Below are 15,599 nucleotides of genomic sequence, written 5' to 3' on the forward strand. Positions count from 1 at the left end.
CAAACGATGTGTCGCTGGATCGCCTATCGAGGCCGCACGATCCCGCTCGAGCATTACGTGACCGAGCCGGCGCATTCGCTGGTCTCGCAAAGCATCAAGGCGCTCGAATCGACCGCGAGCACCAACGGCGACGGCTTCGGCCTCGGCTGGTACGGCGACCATCCCGAACCCGGCCGCTTCCGCGAGGTGCAGCCGGCGTGGTCCGACGAGAACCTGCGCTACATCTGCCGCCATCTGCACTCGCACCTGTTCTTCGCCCATGTGCGGGCGGCCACCGGCACGCCGATCACCCGGCCGAACTGCCACCCCTTCGCCTGCGGGCCGTGGCTGTTCATGCATAACGGCTATATCGGCGACTGGGCGCGGCTGCGCCGGCCGATCGAGGCCCTGATTCCCGATGAACTCTATCCCTCGCGCAACGGCACGACCGATTCCGAGGCGCTGTTCCTGGCGATCCTCGGCCAGGGTTTGATGGCCTCGGAAGTGGAGCGCGATCCGATCACCGCCACGACGCGGGCGCTCGCCGCGGTGACGGAGCTGGTCGGCGGCATCGAGGGTGGTCACCCATTCCGCTTCACTGCGGCGCTCGCCGATGGATGCGACCTCTACGCCTTCCGCTACGCCGCCAACGATGCGGCCAACAGCATGTATTACCGCCAGTCGGCGGATGGCGTCGTGGTGGTCTCGGAGCCCTTGGACAAGGAGCACGCGACCTGGACCCCGGTGCCGGACAACAGCGTCGTGATCGCCCGCAAGGACGCGCTGGTCGAGGTCGTATCGCTGAAGGAGTTCGGTCTCGCCCGGACGTCCCAACTGCCGCAACTGCAAATGCAGATGAGCGCGTGAACGACCTCGGCGCCGGGCCGCACCTGGCGCCTTCGACCCTGCGGGGCCAGAGTATCATCCTGAAAGTGGTTGCCGGCTTTCGGAAAAGGACGATGCTTCAGGCCATCCAAGTCGAGCCGCTGACAGCGGACAGCGTCATGCTGTCGGAGCCGACATCGGCGGCGCTGTAGCCGAGGATCTGCGCGAGCTGCTCCCGGGCACGCCAGACTCGGCTCTTCACCGTGCCGATGCGGCAATTCATGACGGTGGCCGCCTCCTCGTAGCTGAGGTTCTCGATTGCCACGAGGATCAAGGCCTGCCGCATCGGCAGGGGAAGCTTGGCGAGCGCGGTCTGCGCGTCCATCAGATCGACATGGCCCGATTGCTCGGGTGCCGTGGCGAGGCGCTCGGCGTAATCGCCGTCGCTGTCGGCGACCTCGCGCACCTCTTTGCGGTGGCGCGAGTAGAAGGCGTTGCGCATGATCGTGAACAGCCACGCGCCGAGATTGGTGCCGACGGTGAAGCGCGCGCGGCTGCGCCACGCCCGCAGGAACGTGTCCTGCACGAGGTCGTCGGCGGCCGACGGGTTCTTCGTCAGCGACATGGCGAAGTTGTAGAGGCGCGGCGTCATCTCGATGATGGAGGCCCGGAACGCTTCCTCGTCCTTCCCTTCCTGGGCGACGAGGACGGTCTCCAGCCTGGCCAGCAAGGCGTCGAAGCGACTGCTTTCGACCCCCGAATTACCCGGCATCTGCGCATAGGCATCGGCAAGAAGCGCCCCAAGGCGTTGCTGAACGGCAGCAGGGAGCGTCGGCACCTCATCGTCGAGGGGCGAGGCGAGGTCGTCGAAGGCAGTCTTTGGCATCAGGGCCTTTGGCTGGTCACGGACGCGCACACGGGTTCGTGCCACAACGGCGGACTTGTCTCGCGATTTGCCGTCCCCTGCGCCAACATAGATTATCAGGGCTCGAAAGAGCGTATCGGCCTACAGAGAAGTCGAAGGGCGTTCCAGATCCAACGGCGTTCGAGGTCGACCCCGTGTGAAAACCAGCCTCACGTTCTCATTTTTCCAGTCGCACCGAACGAGCGGCGGCGAACAAGGAAGGCTTTGTGCCGTTTCGCGACTGCGTCTTGAAGGGGATCGTGCGTCGTAATGGCTCGGCCACTTCGGGTCATCGTGATTTCCGTGGCCGCGACGTCCCTGCGCTACGATCCGGCATCAGGCCGGCGCCCGACAGATGTGCTGGAGGCGGCCGAACCGACGCCGGGGAGGCCGGGCCTGAACAGCTACGCCGTGCTGCCGTCGTTCCCCGCCACCGACGACATGACCCGTAGCGGCCTGCTGACATCGGTCCCGGGGAAGCCGGCCGACGACGCCAACAACGCAATGTCGGCTCTCCGGCACCTGTTGCGCGGGCCTGGGTCTCCCCTCGATGCCGAGCGGGTGAAGAGCGGGCGGGCGGCAACCGCCATTCCGGGTCGCCGCTGCGACGCTTCGCCCAGGTTGCGTTTCACGATGATCCAACGCGGCTGCGGCTGGTTAATCTCGATCCATCCGGCAACCGTGGCGCTCCCACGGCCTGAGCCACCCCAGCGAATGAGCCCGAACCATGAGCGTCTTGGACGTGCTCCCGCTCCTGGCCTTCCTGGCACCGATGCCGCCGATCCGGCCGGAGCCGCCATCGCCTCCGCGGATGCCGGACTGGTTTCCTGCCTTCATCATGGGAATGACCGTGTTCATCATGGTCGCACCGATGGTCGCCATCTGGGGCTTCCATCGCTCCGAGCGATCGTTCCGCTCGACCTGCAAGGCGGCGGGCGGGCAGGTCGTACTCGCCTCGCCCGCCGACGATGCGGTCCGCTGCCGCCGATTCTGAACGGCCGAGTTTCCCCGAAGCCGAACTCTTCTTTTCAGATGGCGATAACTCCAAAAATAGCCCGCGCCGGCCGAGCCGGGCGGGTCGAAGTCTCGGAGAAAGGGGCAGGAGAACTGTTGCGCGGGTGACCGGCTTCGCCTGACGCGGTTCACCCATTCAGTCGAGAAAATGCCCCGCAAAGGTGCGCTTCGGATGCCGCTTCCTGAGGGATGACCCGGCGTCAGGCTTGAAACGACAGGACGGCGCGGGTTCCGCTCGGGCCGGGAACGTAGGTCAGTACAGAGCGCAGGTTGGAGGCCATGGCCCGGATGATGCGCGAACCGAGGCCGGTGCCCTTCGCGTCCCCCTCCCCTGTCCAGCCGATCCCATCATCCTCGACGGTGAGCGAGAGCGTGTCGGGGCTCTCGCGCATCACCTGGACGCGGATCTCGCCCTGTGTCTCGGCGGGATAGGCATACTTATAGGCGTTGGTGACGAGTTCGGTGACGACGACGCCGAGCGAGACCGCTTTGTCGGTGGCCAGCCGGACCGGCTCCGCGTGCAGGCGGATGGCATGGTCGCGCCCCGACGCCTTCATCGCGAGTTGCAACTCCTCGACGAGCCCGGTCAAGTAGGCATCGATTTCCACGGCCTCGACGTCCTCCGACGTGTAGAGCCGGCGGTGGATGCCGGCGATGGCCGAGATGCGGGCCTGCATCTCTTCCAACGCCTCCTTGGCCGCCGGGTCCGCCACCGCGTTGGTCTGCATCCGAGCGAGCGCCGCGACGAGGGTCAGGGAGTTGGCAACCCGGTGGTTCACCTCGCGCAGCAGCAACTCGGCCCGGTCGCGTGCCTCGCGGACGGCGGCTTCCGCCCGCTCCTTGTCGCGCCGCAGAGCCTCCTGACGCAGAGCGGTATCGACCGCCTCGCCGAGCAATTCCCGGAACTGGCCCTGCACGTCCTTCCAGACGTAATCGACCGCGCCCGCTTTGAGGGCCGCCACCGCAACCCGGCTGTCCTCGGAGCCGGTCACGTAGATCACCGGCGGCGCGTCCGGCAGGGCTCGGAGCAGCGGCAGCAATTCGAGCCCGGTCCGGTCCGGCATGTGATGATCGAGGGCGATGAGGTCGATCTCGCCGGCCTGCGCCCGCGCCAGCCCGTCCGTGCCGCTCACTGCCAGCTCGACATGGTGCCCCCGGGCCTGGAGCGAGCGCTGCACGAGGCGTCCGAGGCCGGGATCGTCGTCGATATAGAGGATGCGGCAGGAAGCGGCGGGCGTGTCGCTCATGAGTTCTCGGGAACCTGAATGACCGAGAAGAACAGCCCGAGCTGACGGATGGCGTTGGAGAAGCCCTCGTAGTTCACGGGTTTGGTGATGTAGACGTTCGCCCCGAGATCGTAGCAGCGCTGGATCTCACGGCTGTCGTCGGTGGTCGTGAGGACGACGACCGGTGAGCGCTTGGTGTGCGGATTGGCCTTGATCCGCTCCAGGATGTCGATGCCGGTCATGTCCGGCAGGTTGAGATCGAGCAGGATCAGGAGGTGGCGCCGCGCGCTCACGTCGCCGGTGCCGTCGGGCCCGAACAGGAATTCGAGTGCCGAGGTCCCGTCGCGAAACGGCAGAATCTCGTTGTTGACCCCCGCACGCCGGATGTTGCGCTCGATCAGCCGGGCGTGGCCCTCATCGTCCTCGATCATCACGATGCTGACGGTATGAAAAGGGGTCTGCATCGCTACTCCGCGGCTAGGGTCATCGTATCGGGAGGACGGGATGTCGCGGCCCCGCCTCGGCCTGTAACCGGCTCGCGCGGCAGCGTCACGATAAAGGTTGTGCCGACACCGGGCTGCGACGAAACCTCGATCCGGCCGCCGAGCGCGCGCACCAAGGCTTTCACGCTGGCGAGCCCGATCCCCTCACCCGGCTGATCCTGCGTGCCGGATCGCCGGAACAGCTCGAAGATGCGGCCATGATCCTGCGGCGCGATACCTCGCCCGGTGTCGGAGACCTCAAAACGGATCCGGTTGCCGGGCGCAGGCCGGGCCGTGACCTCGATCGTTCCGGGGCGGGCCGGATCGAGATATTTGAGCGCGTTGTCGATCAGGTTGCCGAAGACCTGTTCCACAGCCAGCCGGTCGGCGACGATCGAGGGAAGATCGTCTGCCACCGTCACCTTCACGCCCTTGCGCCCGGCCTGATGACGCTGCGCGTCGGCGATCCCGCGGATCACGGATGTCATCGCGAGCGGCTCCGGACTGAACCGGCGGCGGCCCTCTCGTGAGAGCTTCAGGATGGCGGCGATCAACCGCTCCATCTTGACGATCGCCGCCTGGATGAAGCTCAGCGCCTCGGTGATGTCCTCATCGATTCGCGCGCCCTGGGGATGGTCGCGCAGTACCGTGCGCAATTCCTGGCGCACCGCCTCCAACTCGCTCGTGAACCCCATGACGTTGACGAGCGGCGCGCGCAGGTCGTGGCTGACGATGTAGGCGTAGCGCTGGATCTCCTCGTTCGACTCCCGCAATTCGGCCTCGGCCTCGCGCTGCTCGGTGATGTCGGTATGGACGCCGACCCATTCGCGGATGGCGCCGTGCGCGTCGAGCACGGGGATCGCGCGGATCGCAAAGTGTCGCCACAGGCCATCCCGGGCGCGCACCCGATGCTCGTGCAGGAAGGTGCTGCGGGCGGCGACGGTCGCGTTCCAAGCCTCGACGCTCGCTTGCCGGTCTTCCGGATGCACGGCGTCGGCCCAGCCGAAGCCCTCGTACTCGGCGCGGGTTTGCCCTGTCAGGGCCGCCCAGCCGGGCTGTTCGCCCGCCATCCGCCCCTCCGGGTCATTGGTCCACAGCACGCCGCGCACGGCTCGTACGGCGGCCCGGAAACGCTCTTCGCTCGCCCGCAACTCACCCTGGATCCGCTGCTGATCGAACGCGGAGGCGAGCATCGCGAGGAACAGGATCACGAACGTCACGCCGGCGACGTAGAGGGCGAGATTCTGCTGATCCACGCTCGTCGCGGCGACGTGAGCGGAATGGGCGCCGGCCTCCTCCGCGGTGATGGTCGCGGCTGCCATGCCGGTGTAGTGCATCCCGGCCACCGCAACGCCCATGATCAGGGCGGCGGCGAAGCGCTGCCAGACGCTCGTGGGTCGAAAGGTCAACCACAGGGCGATGGTCGCCGCGGTGACGGCGATCCCAACCGAGAGCGCGACGACCGGCACGCTGTAGGCGAGATGGCCGGGAATCCGCATCGCGGCCATCCCGGTATAGTGCATCGCCGCCACGCCGATCCCCATCACGGGGCCGGCGACGAGGACGTCCAAGCGGCCGGCCCGCCGACGGCCGACCCAGGCCAGGGCCGCGCCGGTCACTCCGACGGCAATGAGCAGGGACAGAAGGGTGTGGCCGAGGTCGTAGGCTGCGGGCAGGCCCATCTCGAAGGCCAGCATCCCGACGAAATGCATCGACCAGATGCCGCCCCCCATCGCCAAGGCGGCGCCGAGAAGCCAAGCCCAGCCCAGTCCGGATGCGGCGGCACGCACGCGGCCGCCGAGATCGAGCGCCGCGTAGGAGGAGAGTACGGCGATGGCGAGGGACAGCGCCACGAGAGCCGGATTGTAGCCGGTGGAAACCATCGTCGTGCCGAATCTCAGGGGCTGTCGATACATTCTTGCGCCACGAGCGCCGTCGGGTCGGCTCCAAGAACCGCGACGACGCGAGCCGGGCGCGGCACGACTGCCCGAGACCTGCTTAAGTTACATTGCTGGCGCGTTTGACGCTATCGCGGCCCGCCACTGAGATCGTACCCCCCGTCGGTGCCATGAAATGTGATCGGAGCGTTTCGGATCGGAAAAGGCCTGCAACCCGCCCGATAAGGGAACTACCTTAGGTGTGAAACAGATGCGGCCCGGCGCGAGATGTCGCATAGGTGGCGGACCCGTATGGCTGAGTACCACAAACAGATGCGGCGGAAGCGATCGGATTGCCTCATGACCTCGCCGCTCGTGGCCGGATCCGGTCGAGCACCACTCGACGAGGTCGGGACCATCGCGTCTCAAGCCTTCGAATCCGTCCTCTCGGCGACGCTCGAGAGCGCGCGGATGGAGCAGCCGTTGCGTGATCCCTTGGCGCGCAAGCTTGCGGCCTACGCGGATCTTACCCCCGGTGATTTGCGGGAACTGGAAGAATGGGCCGCGAACGGCCGCCGCTATGCGGCGCAGACGCCGCTTCTGCACCAGTCCGACGTCCCGGAGAGCGCCATCCTGGTGCTCGACGGCTTCGCCTGCCGCTACAAGTTCCTTACAAACGGGCGCCGGCAGATCACGGCCTACCTTCTTCCGGGGGACCTGTTCGAGCTCGATCTCGATTTCCGCCTGCCGCTCGACTGCGCGATTGGAACGCTGACCGCTTGCCAGCTCGCTTTCATTCCGCGGGCCGACTACGAAAATCTCATCCGGCGGCGTCCGCGGATCGCCCGCGCCCTGCAGATGGTTCGGCTGACCGAAGCGGCGACCCTGCGCGAATGGATCACCAATCTCGGGTCCCGATCCGGCCCCGAACGGCTGGCGCACTTCCTGTGCGAGATGCTGCTGCGCCTGCGGACTGCCGGTCTCGCTCCCGCTAACCAGTACGGCTTTCCCATCACACAGGCCGATCTTGCCGACACGCTCGGCATGTCGTGCGTTCACATCAATCGCGTCCTGCAGAAGCTGCGTCGCGATGGCCTGATCGAGCTTTCCGGCCGCAGGCTCACGATCTTGAAGCCCGAGGGGCTCAGGCTGCTGGCCGAGTACGATGCGTCCTATCTGGCGCCTGCCGCCGTTCCGCTGCGGCCCTCGGCCATCGACAAACTCACCGCCTGACGACGCATCCCCCCTCAAGCCGCCGCCCCTCGTCCCTCAGGGAATGGCGGCTGGTTGCACCCCTGCTCTGGCCGCCGTCAGCACTGCTTCCGGCAGGGTGCGCGCCCCGAGCGCCTCCATGACACGGGCTCGGTGGATCTCGACGGTCCGTGGACTGAGGCCGAGTGCTACGCCGATCGACTTGTTCGTGCCGCCTGCCAGCAACCCCTCCAACACTTCCCGTTCCCGGGGTGAAAGGGCCGCGATGCGAAGCTTGGCGTCGTCATGTGCGTGGCTGCGCTCGGTGTCGGTACGCAGCTCGGCCAAAGCGGCCGAGACGGCGGTGAGCAGCTCCGCCGGCTCGCACGGCTTTTCAAGGTAATCGACGGCGCCGGCCTTCATCGCGCGCACACCGAGGCCGACATCGCCCTGGCTGCGCCCGATGACGAGCACGGGCAGGGCGAGCCGGCCGGCCTTGAGTGCTTTCGCCACCGTGAGGCTCTCCGGTCCGGCGGTCTCGATGTCGAGAATGACGCAACCCGGCTGCAGGGAGCTTGCGACCTCTGCCAGCGCTGCGGCCTTCGCGAAGACCTGCACCTCGTAGCCCGCGAGTTGCAACAGCCCGAACAGCGCCCGTCGCGCGGGCGCATCCTCATCCACGAGGTAGATTCGTGCGCCAGTGCGTTCGGTCACATCTTCGGCGATGCCGCCGAGTTGGCGGACGCGGCCATCCTCGCCGGTGATCGGAAAGACCGTGTCGCGGATCCGCCTCACGGTGCCGTCCGACGGGCGCAGGATGCGGTACTCCAACACGACGACCTCACCATCCCCGGTCCGTTCGAGCGTGCGGTCTACGCGGTCACGGTCGTCCGGATGGATCGTTTCAAGCAAGCGGTCGAGCGAGGGTAGCCGCTCCGGCGTGACGCCCCAGACGTGTCGGAGGGCACGGCAGAGGTAAGTCAGTCGGCGGCTCTCCAAGTCGGCGAGCCACAAGACGTTGGTCGAATGTTCGGCAAATCGCCGGAAGCGCTCTTCGCTTACGCGACGGGCCTCCTCCTCCTCGACAAAGAGGAGTATGGCCGAATCCTTTCCGTTCCGGGTGCGTGCGTTATCGGTTGTCCCCTGCAGAGGCACCCCGCTGATCCGAGTCCAACGCCCGGTTCCGTCATCCCCGCGGTAATGGAAGCGCGTGCCCGGGACACGATCGCCACGCAAGGCCCGTGCAAACGGATGGTCGTGCGGATCGAGGACGGTGCCGTTTGCCGCATAGCCGGTCCAATGCGGATCGGCGTCGGGATCGGCACCGGGCACGCGGCCCTGTGTCAGAAGAGGCTGCAGGATGGCATTTGCGACGAGGGCCTGACCGTCCGACCCGAACAGCCCAGCGCCAACCGGCAGATGCTCGATCAGAGCCCTCAACGGCTCGTTCCGCTCCCAAGATGCGAACCCCGCCTCCTCAGGCTGAGGGCGGATGGCGGCAGGGGGCTGCCGCTGCGCGGCGAGGAGAAGTTCGATGAGTTCGGAGAATTGCTGGAACAAGCCCATGATCTCCGGGCGATCCAGATGGGCGGGTTCCTTTCCCATGGCGCACAGGGTTCCGAAGCTCTCTCCATCCGGCATCGTGATCGGAAAGGAAATGTAGCTGCGAAAGCCGAGATGCCCTGAACTCGACAGTCCGTGCATCGCCGTCTCCGTTCCGGCATCGTCGATGACGACCGGCCGTCGATGCCGCCATACCTCGCGGCAGGGCATCGAGTCCGCGCGAAGCATGGCGTCCGCCCGCAGGCCGAAACCGGCGTCATCCCTCACCCAGCAAGCCAGCCACGTCTCGTCCGTCACCTGCGCCACAGCCGCAAAGCCCAGGCCCGTGGAGCGACAGATGATCTCGAGCATGGTCGGGATCGCTGCAATCTGCTTCGCCGCAGAGACATCGGCCGATCGGCCCGGGTTTACGTCTAGACCCGTCACGAAGGCGTTCATTGTGTGAACTCCTGCCCCGATCCCATCACGGCATGCGATATCGAACGAGACATGCGTAAACTTGGGCGGCTGAAGGATGCCTCGGCCTCGATCCAACGAGGCCCGTCTGGAAGTGCGTCGCTAACCTCACCGCATTGCTGATAAACGGCTGGAACGTATCTGTTGATAGCAATTAATCATGTCTAACTTGCCGATATCATGAAATAAAATTTCAAACTCAAGTACATTAGAATAAATCAATGGCATGAATCAGCCTTTGTTAGATTTAGAATATTTCCAAAATGCAGGCGTTTTCATTCATGGGAATGGCCGTCGCAATCCAATTGCCAGCGTATTTGGACAAAAACGCATCACACGGCAAATCGTGCCAACGGATCGCCCCGACGAAGCGGGCATAAGTCGAACCGGGTCGATCGAAGGGTGTAGCGTGCCTCATAAAACGTCCGGTCGCTGAGCGTTCTCGCTCTGGCGATGACAGCGCGGCGGGAGTTTTTTGAGAGACACTCAAGCCGTCTGAGCGGAGAGCCGGGATGCAGCCGGGTCGGATGACGAGCGCGTGGCTGCTGATGTTGAAATCGCACTGGATCGAGGCTCGGCCCGCACGGAATGAGAGCTTGGCCTCGGCGCGGGGGAGGCGGAGATTTCCGAGCGGAACTGCTATCGCTGTGACCGATGAATTCCACAACGGGCGTGCGTGAGCACCTCGGCCGAACGGGTCGCAAGAAGTTCGAAAGCCAGACGAAGCACCAGAAGGCCGTGTTCCACTTGACCACGGTGCCGGATCCCGAGATTCCTGCCTACGGTCGGCTTGAACCCAGCCACGTAGCGTAGCCTTACAAGGTCACGCCGACCGGTCCCGGCGTGGAACGCCTGCATCGTCTCATACACGTCCGGCGCCGTAAACGTCATCGATTGGAGGATGTTGCGCCCGATTAGGTCGTTCGAACCCGGGCTGGCCATGTGCGCCGTCGTCTCGTTCATCATGCTGACACGGTTCGAGACAATCGCGAATCCCTACCCAGATATGCGGCCCGGAACCCCGCGCAGAGCTTGGTGAGGTGGTCGGTCCGAACGAAGCGAGAGGCATAAAATCGGCTCGATAAGCCCGCATGCGTAGATATCTTGAGGGTGAGAAGCAGTCGTATCAATCGGTAAAAATCACCAAGAGGCGCTGGCCGATGAGAGCGGCGAGTGCATCACGCAAGGGACTTCTTCTATTGCGTCGCAGAAATACCGAAACTCTTTCCTCCATCGTATTCTGATCGCCATCTGCTCCGATCCGGCGTACGACCGGTTTGCCCTTCATGTCGAGTATCAACAACCAGCGATTGCCGTCCGCATCTACAGTGAGGTGCCGAAACTCTTTCAAAAACTCGAACGCAGTTGCTGGAACGCCAAGCGCATCTACGAGTTTTTTGCAGGCGCATCGAATCTGTCATGGAAGTCAGCTGATTACAGCGCGGGGGAGAACCTTTGCTCATGCCCTTAGAATTTCCCTCGCCCCCAGAGCGTACGGTACGGAATTTGACGGATGTTTTTCCTTTAGCCGTCGACATAATTTAGCATCGCTTGGGTGTCAGAGTATGCCGTATGATACAAAGCGATACTGGCTCGGATTTCTGCCGGATGCCTTGATTGCGTCTCAAGTCGGTATCTGGGAAACGGATTTTGCAAACGATCGCACCGTTGCTGATTCCATTACCGCTGCGTTGTTCGGTCTCGATCCGGTCCAAGCCGCAATAGGATTGCCTCTGGCAGCTTACACGAAAGCAATTCTTCCTGCCGATCAGAACGAGTTTTTCGCCAACATTGATCGTGTTTGCGAGCATGGCGGATTGTTCGTTGTCGAGTATCGCGTGCGCTCAGCCGATCGTGGCGTTCGCTGGGTGTTGGCGCGGGGGCACTACAAGCGCAATCCCCGAACCGGAAAAGTTCTCGGGCGCGGCATCGTCGTTGATATCACTGAAGGTAAACTGAACGGGCAGGTGGAGGACCGCGCGCTTTTCGTCTCACCAAACAAGAACGAAGCGCCGCTCGATCAGATTGCGACCTATGCTCTCAAAGCGCGCCGTGCTGTTGATGACGTTGCAGGGCACGAGAAGACAGCTCTGCGCTCCGCCATCGATGGTCTACTTTGGGCCGTCGGGCGTGCACTGGCCAAACGAAGCCGTTGCTAAACTTTTTTGACTTCTGGCTGTCGTCTTCTGACCAAAGTGATGGACCGCCTCTGCGCTGAGCCGCCTTTTGACAACGTGAGGGTCGAGGGCTAGCGATTCAACGCGATAACATTTGCTCGCCTCCTCAAGTCAGGGGTATAATACAGCAATATGTATGTGCCGGAATGCTGAGTTTTGAAGTCGTCGAGGTGGTTACCGTGCTTGCCGCCACTTCAGATAGGCTTGATAGATCTCCTCCTTTCCCGCCGGTCGCTCGGGCTGTGACTGGAAGAACCGGTCAAGGTCCGGCTGGGCAACGGCCTCCTGCTCCTTGTGGCGGTCGAGCCATTCCTGCGCCGGCCGGAAGCGCGTCCACCCCTTGACCGAGGCCGCGAAGTTGACCTCCCGCCATTTCGGATGCCGCTGCGGAGCCAAAAATTTGTCGAACTGGCCGAAGAAGGCCTCGACGAAGCGGACGAGCTTCTCATAGCGCGCTGATCCCTTCGGGCTGTTGTAGACCCCGAGGACGGTGCCAACCGCGACGGTCTCCACCGCCTCTCCGCCGACAAACTTCGGATAATCAGTCCGTGTCAGGGTCGCGGGGACATAGGCTTCGTTCATCGTGTCCGGGTAGGGCACCGCCACGAAGTGGAAGCGTTCGCCCGGATCGAAACTCGCAATGAATGCCACCGGCTTAGCCGCCACCGACACGACAGCCTCGATCTCTCCGTTGCGCAGCATCTCGAGGGCGGTGGGCTGATCGACGTTGATCCCCTCCACAACGACACCGAGTTCGCGGAACATGGCCCGGCCGCTGTAGTCGGTTCCGCTGCCCTTGACGTCGAAGCTGACCCGCTTGCCGGCGAGGTCGCTCATTGTCCGAACCGAATTAGGGGCGATGACATGCAACTCGTCGTCGAACAGCTTGGAAATGTATTGTATTTGCCGATCAATGTTTTTTAGGCGATTGTCCTGCCGCAGCTGTTGCAGCGTATCGGTGCGAACGAAACCCAGATCAACGCCCTTCAGAAACCGGATGTCATAGGCGTTCTCGCCTGCTCCCTTACCAAGCATCGGCAAGATCCGCAGCTTATCGCCGTCATCCAGCACGAAGGCGAGCTCGGCGCCGACGCGGAAGTAGGTTCCACCGGGCGTGCCGGTCACCACCGTGACGGTGTTGGCGTTCATGCGCTCGCCAAGGGCAGCTTCCGTTGCGGGGGCGGCCTCGACCGGTGCGGCGCCTGGGGCTCCCGCGACAGGGACGTTCGCCATCAAGGCGATGCCGAGAAAGGCGGCGTACAGGGCGAGCCTCGACATGTGCGTGTCCTTCGGTGATCGTCGGACTTTCTTCAAGGGGTGTTGTCAGCGGCCTGTCGCGGCAAGCAGCTGCTCATCCGTCTGGTTTTGAGCTGCGGCCTTTGCGTACAGGCTTCTGGCGAGATCCGGATCGGCCCGAAGGCCGCGCACGTTCCAGCGCCGCAGCATTTCCACATCCCAGGTCTGTGCCAGCAGGAAGGTCGCATTCGATGCGTTGCGCGCCTGTGCGCGCTCCAACAGAAGTCGGGCACCGCTGATATCGCCGAGCCGTATCAGGCCTCTGGCTCGCTCTACCAGCCGGTCCATCTGGAGCGTCGAAGGTGCTGTCTCTACGGGACGTTTGAGCCGCGCAGCCTCGCCCTCGGCGGCCGGCGTTCTCTCAGAGACGGCGGGCGATGCCGGACGGTCGATTCCCGCTGTGTCCGTGAGAGGTGCGCGACGGGGCGACGGCACCACGACGCCCTCGGCCGTGGCCGATGCATCGGGAGCTGCAGCGCTGGCGATGACCTGAGGGGGCAACAGCGTTCCGCGGATTGCAGCTGCAGGCTTCTCCGGGTTGCGCGGTTCGTTGCCGGCGGCAATGGCACGATCAGGACCGTCGCGGCGGAAACTGACGTTGAGAAGGCTCGTCGCGACATCCACCTGCCCACCGGTCTCCGCAGTCCAGATCGCCGCAACGGCGAGCGAGAAGCGGCTCTCGCGTTCGTCGGTCTGCGTGATTTTGATGTTCGGCAGATCCCACGCTCTGATGTCTACGTCCCTTTTTTCGTCTGATGGCGAGAAAGTGTTGGTCGAGTCGCTGATCGTCACACCTTGCGGCAGGCCTAGCAGGAGGATGGATTCGATAGAGACACCGCCTGTGCGGACAAGCTTTATTTCCAGCGGGAGAGGGGTGCCGAGCTTTCCGGAGACATCGTGTGTAGCAAAGAAGAGGTCAGACGTCTTGCTCTGCCCGGGATCTGCATCGCTTCTGCTGCCGGGCGCTGCGACATCGGTAGGAGGCTGACTGTCCGCAACTTGCCCAAATGCCGGAAGCTTAGGACAGACTATCGAAACGAGTGCTGTCATAGCTAGTATGTAACTGGACATATTTGTGCGATGTGGTTCCATCGGATGCAGTCCTTGTCAGGCGCGTTTCCGCTAGAATGGTGTATCGGATATAGTGCTTCATCGATTGCGTCAATTAATTTTGGTTGGTATTTGCCTGTGCCGCGCAAACAATTGCGACGAACACGGCCGTATTTCGAGCGAAGCCAGCGCAAGCTTTCGTGATGACGCCGGAATCTGGTCCTGTTCATGGTCGCTGGCGGTTGCCCCACTGCCCGTTCGCACCTTTGCGCCCTTCGGGGGTAATCAAGTAGGCTTCCACGATGAACTTGCCCGGCCCGGCTTGGCCGCGCGGGCTTTTTCGTTTCAGGTTGAGTGCGCTGCCGCGACCATCCGCTTCAGCGCGTCGGCCATGCGGTCGTTCCGCTCCGCTTCGTCCGCCGTCATTTCCGCAGCAAGGGCCATCTGGATTGCCCGCACCTTCATCGGCGCCAGGCTGGGACCTCTGCGCGAAGACTTTCAAGCCACGCAGCGCGACGTCGGTCGCTCGTAGCCGCCCCGCCCGATCATCGCGATCCACCGGTCCTCATCACCTGTTCTGGCGGCCGCAGCCTCGCGTCCGACCGCCTCGTGGGATCTCCCGCACGGTCGCCTCATCCAAGCCGGGCCCGCGGGCGAAGCCGAGCCGGCCGCCGCGTTCACCGGCTCATCGGTGACGGCCTTGGTCTCGAAAGTTCGCCGACGGTGGGGAATTCGGGTATATCGTGAGCCCGGGCACAAGCTCAGAGCTGGGCGCTCAGGTTCCAGCGAACCTCGGAACGCTCCACAAAACGACAGCCATGTCATTGAGAAGAATGGTGCTGCGAGAGAGGATTGAACTCTCGACCTCCTCATTACCAATGAGGTGCTCTACCACTGAGCTACCGCAGCGCGGTGCCGGGGGGCGGTGCCGCCGCCGGACTGGAGGGGCATTAGCCGATCGAATTTCGCTTGGCAACGCTCTTCCGTCGCACAAAATGCATGAGCTGCGAGATCGAGCGATGGCGTGACGATTTGTTGACGGACCATGGGGGTGTCGCTATAGAGCAGCCACCACGTCCGGCCGCAGCATTGCGCCCGGTCTTTTCGCCTTTGCTTATCATCAGGCTGCGCTGACCGACACCGGATGCTCCGGGCCGAGTTCTTGCCGCCAAGACCAGACGAGGATGCCCCATGGCCAACACCGTGTCGGCCAAGAAGATGACCCGCAAGATCGCCAAGCGTACGGCGATCAACCGCTCGCGCCGTTCGCGGATGCGTACCTTCGTCCGCAAGGTCGAGGAGGCGATTGCGACCGGCGATCAGGGCCAAGCCCTCACCGCCCTCCGCGCCGCCGAGCCGGAGATCATGCGCGCTGCCCAGAACGGCATCGTTCATAAGAACAACGCTTCGCGGAAGGTGTCCCGCTTGGCCGCCCGTGTGAAGGCCATCGCGGCCTGATCGGGCTGCGACGGCTCCCGGCCTTCCGACTGGAAGGCTTCAGGGATCCCCGCTCGATATGATGATGCATTCAGCCCGGCCGCATAGGCCGGGCTTTTTTC

13 protein-coding genes and 1 tRNA gene are annotated in these 15,599 nt (G+C 63.9%); 6 read left to right on the forward strand and 8 right to left on the reverse strand.

The features are described from left to right. The first annotated feature begins 6 nt into the window (after positions 1-6). The gene (locus Y590_RS24140; protein ID WP_060772077.1) at positions 7-846 is read left to right on the forward strand and encodes a class II glutamine amidotransferase; all 840 of its coding nucleotides are present in this window, start codon (positions 7-9) and stop codon (positions 844-846) included. 97 nt (positions 847-943) lie between these two features. On the opposite strand, the gene Y590_RS24145 is transcribed toward Y590_RS24140, so the two are convergent. Next, the gene (locus tag Y590_RS24145) at positions 944-1,690 is read right to left on the reverse strand and encodes a sigma-70 family RNA polymerase sigma factor (protein ID WP_060772078.1); all 747 of its coding nucleotides are present in this window, start codon (positions 1,688-1,690) and stop codon (positions 944-946) included. A 745-nt stretch (positions 1,691-2,435) separates the two neighbouring features. On the opposite strand from Y590_RS24145, the gene Y590_RS24150 reads away from it, so the two are divergent. Beyond that, on the forward strand, positions 2,436-2,702 hold the full coding sequence (locus Y590_RS24150; protein WP_060772079.1) for a hypothetical protein: 267 nt from the start codon (positions 2,436-2,438) through the stop codon (positions 2,700-2,702). Positions 2,703-2,922: 220 nt separating this feature from the next. Here Y590_RS24150 and Y590_RS24155 read toward each other — a convergent pair whose 3' ends face one another. From Y590_RS24155 to Y590_RS24165, 3 genes are read right to left on the reverse strand one after another with little or no spacing between them, the layout of a single operon-like run. Then, positions 2,923-3,969 carry a response regulator gene (locus tag Y590_RS24155; protein WP_060772080.1) on the reverse strand — a complete coding sequence of 349 codons (1,047 nt, stop codon included), beginning with the start codon at positions 3,967-3,969 and terminating at the stop codon, positions 2,923-2,925. Continuing rightward, the gene (locus Y590_RS24160; RefSeq protein WP_060772081.1) at positions 3,966-4,412 is read right to left on the reverse strand and encodes a response regulator; all 447 of its coding nucleotides are present in this window, start codon (positions 4,410-4,412) and stop codon (positions 3,966-3,968) included. Before Y590_RS24160 ends, Y590_RS24155 begins: the two co-directional genes overlap by 4 nt. Before the next feature lie 2 nt (positions 4,413-4,414). Beyond that, positions 4,415-6,313, reverse strand: coding sequence for a sensor histidine kinase (locus Y590_RS24165; protein ID WP_060772082.1), 1,899 nt, complete (start codon positions 6,311-6,313; stop codon positions 4,415-4,417). A gap of 354 nt (positions 6,314-6,667) precedes the next feature. Between Y590_RS24165 and Y590_RS24170 the strand changes: the two genes are divergently transcribed. Then, positions 6,668-7,540 carry a Crp/Fnr family transcriptional regulator gene (locus tag Y590_RS24170; RefSeq protein ID WP_060772083.1) on the forward strand — a complete coding sequence of 291 codons (873 nt, stop codon included), beginning with the start codon at positions 6,668-6,670 and terminating at the stop codon, positions 7,538-7,540. A gap of 36 nt (positions 7,541-7,576) precedes the next feature. Here Y590_RS24170 and Y590_RS24175 read toward each other — a convergent pair whose 3' ends face one another. Beyond that, complete coding sequence (locus Y590_RS24175; RefSeq protein WP_060772084.1) at positions 7,577-9,499, reverse strand: LuxR C-terminal-related transcriptional regulator; 1,923 nt, start codon at positions 9,497-9,499, stop codon at positions 7,577-7,579. A gap of 1,583 nt (positions 9,500-11,082) precedes the next feature. Here Y590_RS24175 and Y590_RS26100 point away from each other — a divergent pair. Continuing rightward, entirely contained in the window at positions 11,083-11,676 is a 594-nt protein-coding gene (locus Y590_RS26100) for a PAS domain-containing protein (RefSeq protein WP_083530953.1), read from the forward strand. 192 nt (positions 11,677-11,868) lie between these two features. Here Y590_RS26100 and Y590_RS24185 read toward each other — a convergent pair whose 3' ends face one another. Together Y590_RS24185 and Y590_RS24190 are read right to left on the reverse strand one after the other, a co-directional pair. Next, positions 11,869-12,972: a TAXI family TRAP transporter solute-binding subunit gene (locus Y590_RS24185; RefSeq protein ID WP_060772086.1), complete on the reverse strand. Its 1,104-nt coding sequence runs from the start codon at positions 12,970-12,972 to the stop codon at positions 11,869-11,871. Positions 12,973-13,017: 45 nt separating this feature from the next. Then, positions 13,018-14,082, reverse strand: coding sequence for a hypothetical protein (locus tag Y590_RS24190; protein WP_060772087.1), 1,065 nt, complete (start codon positions 14,080-14,082; stop codon positions 13,018-13,020). Between the two features lie 52 nt (positions 14,083-14,134). Here Y590_RS24190 and Y590_RS26725 point away from each other — a divergent pair, with 52 nt between their 5' ends. Continuing rightward, positions 14,135-14,572 carry a hypothetical protein gene (locus Y590_RS26725; RefSeq protein WP_144440050.1) on the forward strand — a complete coding sequence of 146 codons (438 nt, stop codon included), beginning with the start codon at positions 14,135-14,137 and terminating at the stop codon, positions 14,570-14,572. Positions 14,573-14,874: 302 nt separating this feature from the next. Here the strand turns inward: Y590_RS26725 and Y590_RS24195 are convergent. Further along, positions 14,875-14,949, reverse strand: a tRNA-Thr gene (locus tag Y590_RS24195). A gap of 282 nt (positions 14,950-15,231) precedes the next feature. Between Y590_RS24195 and rpsT the strand changes: the two genes are divergently transcribed. Continuing rightward, complete coding sequence (gene rpsT, locus Y590_RS24200) at positions 15,232-15,498, forward strand: 30S ribosomal protein S20 (RefSeq protein ID WP_056197115.1); 267 nt, start codon at positions 15,232-15,234, stop codon at positions 15,496-15,498. Positions 15,499-15,599 lie beyond the last annotated feature (101 nt).

The organism is Methylobacterium sp. AMS5 (assembly GCF_001542815.1).
GTDB lineage: Bacteria > Pseudomonadota > Alphaproteobacteria > Rhizobiales > Beijerinckiaceae > Methylobacterium.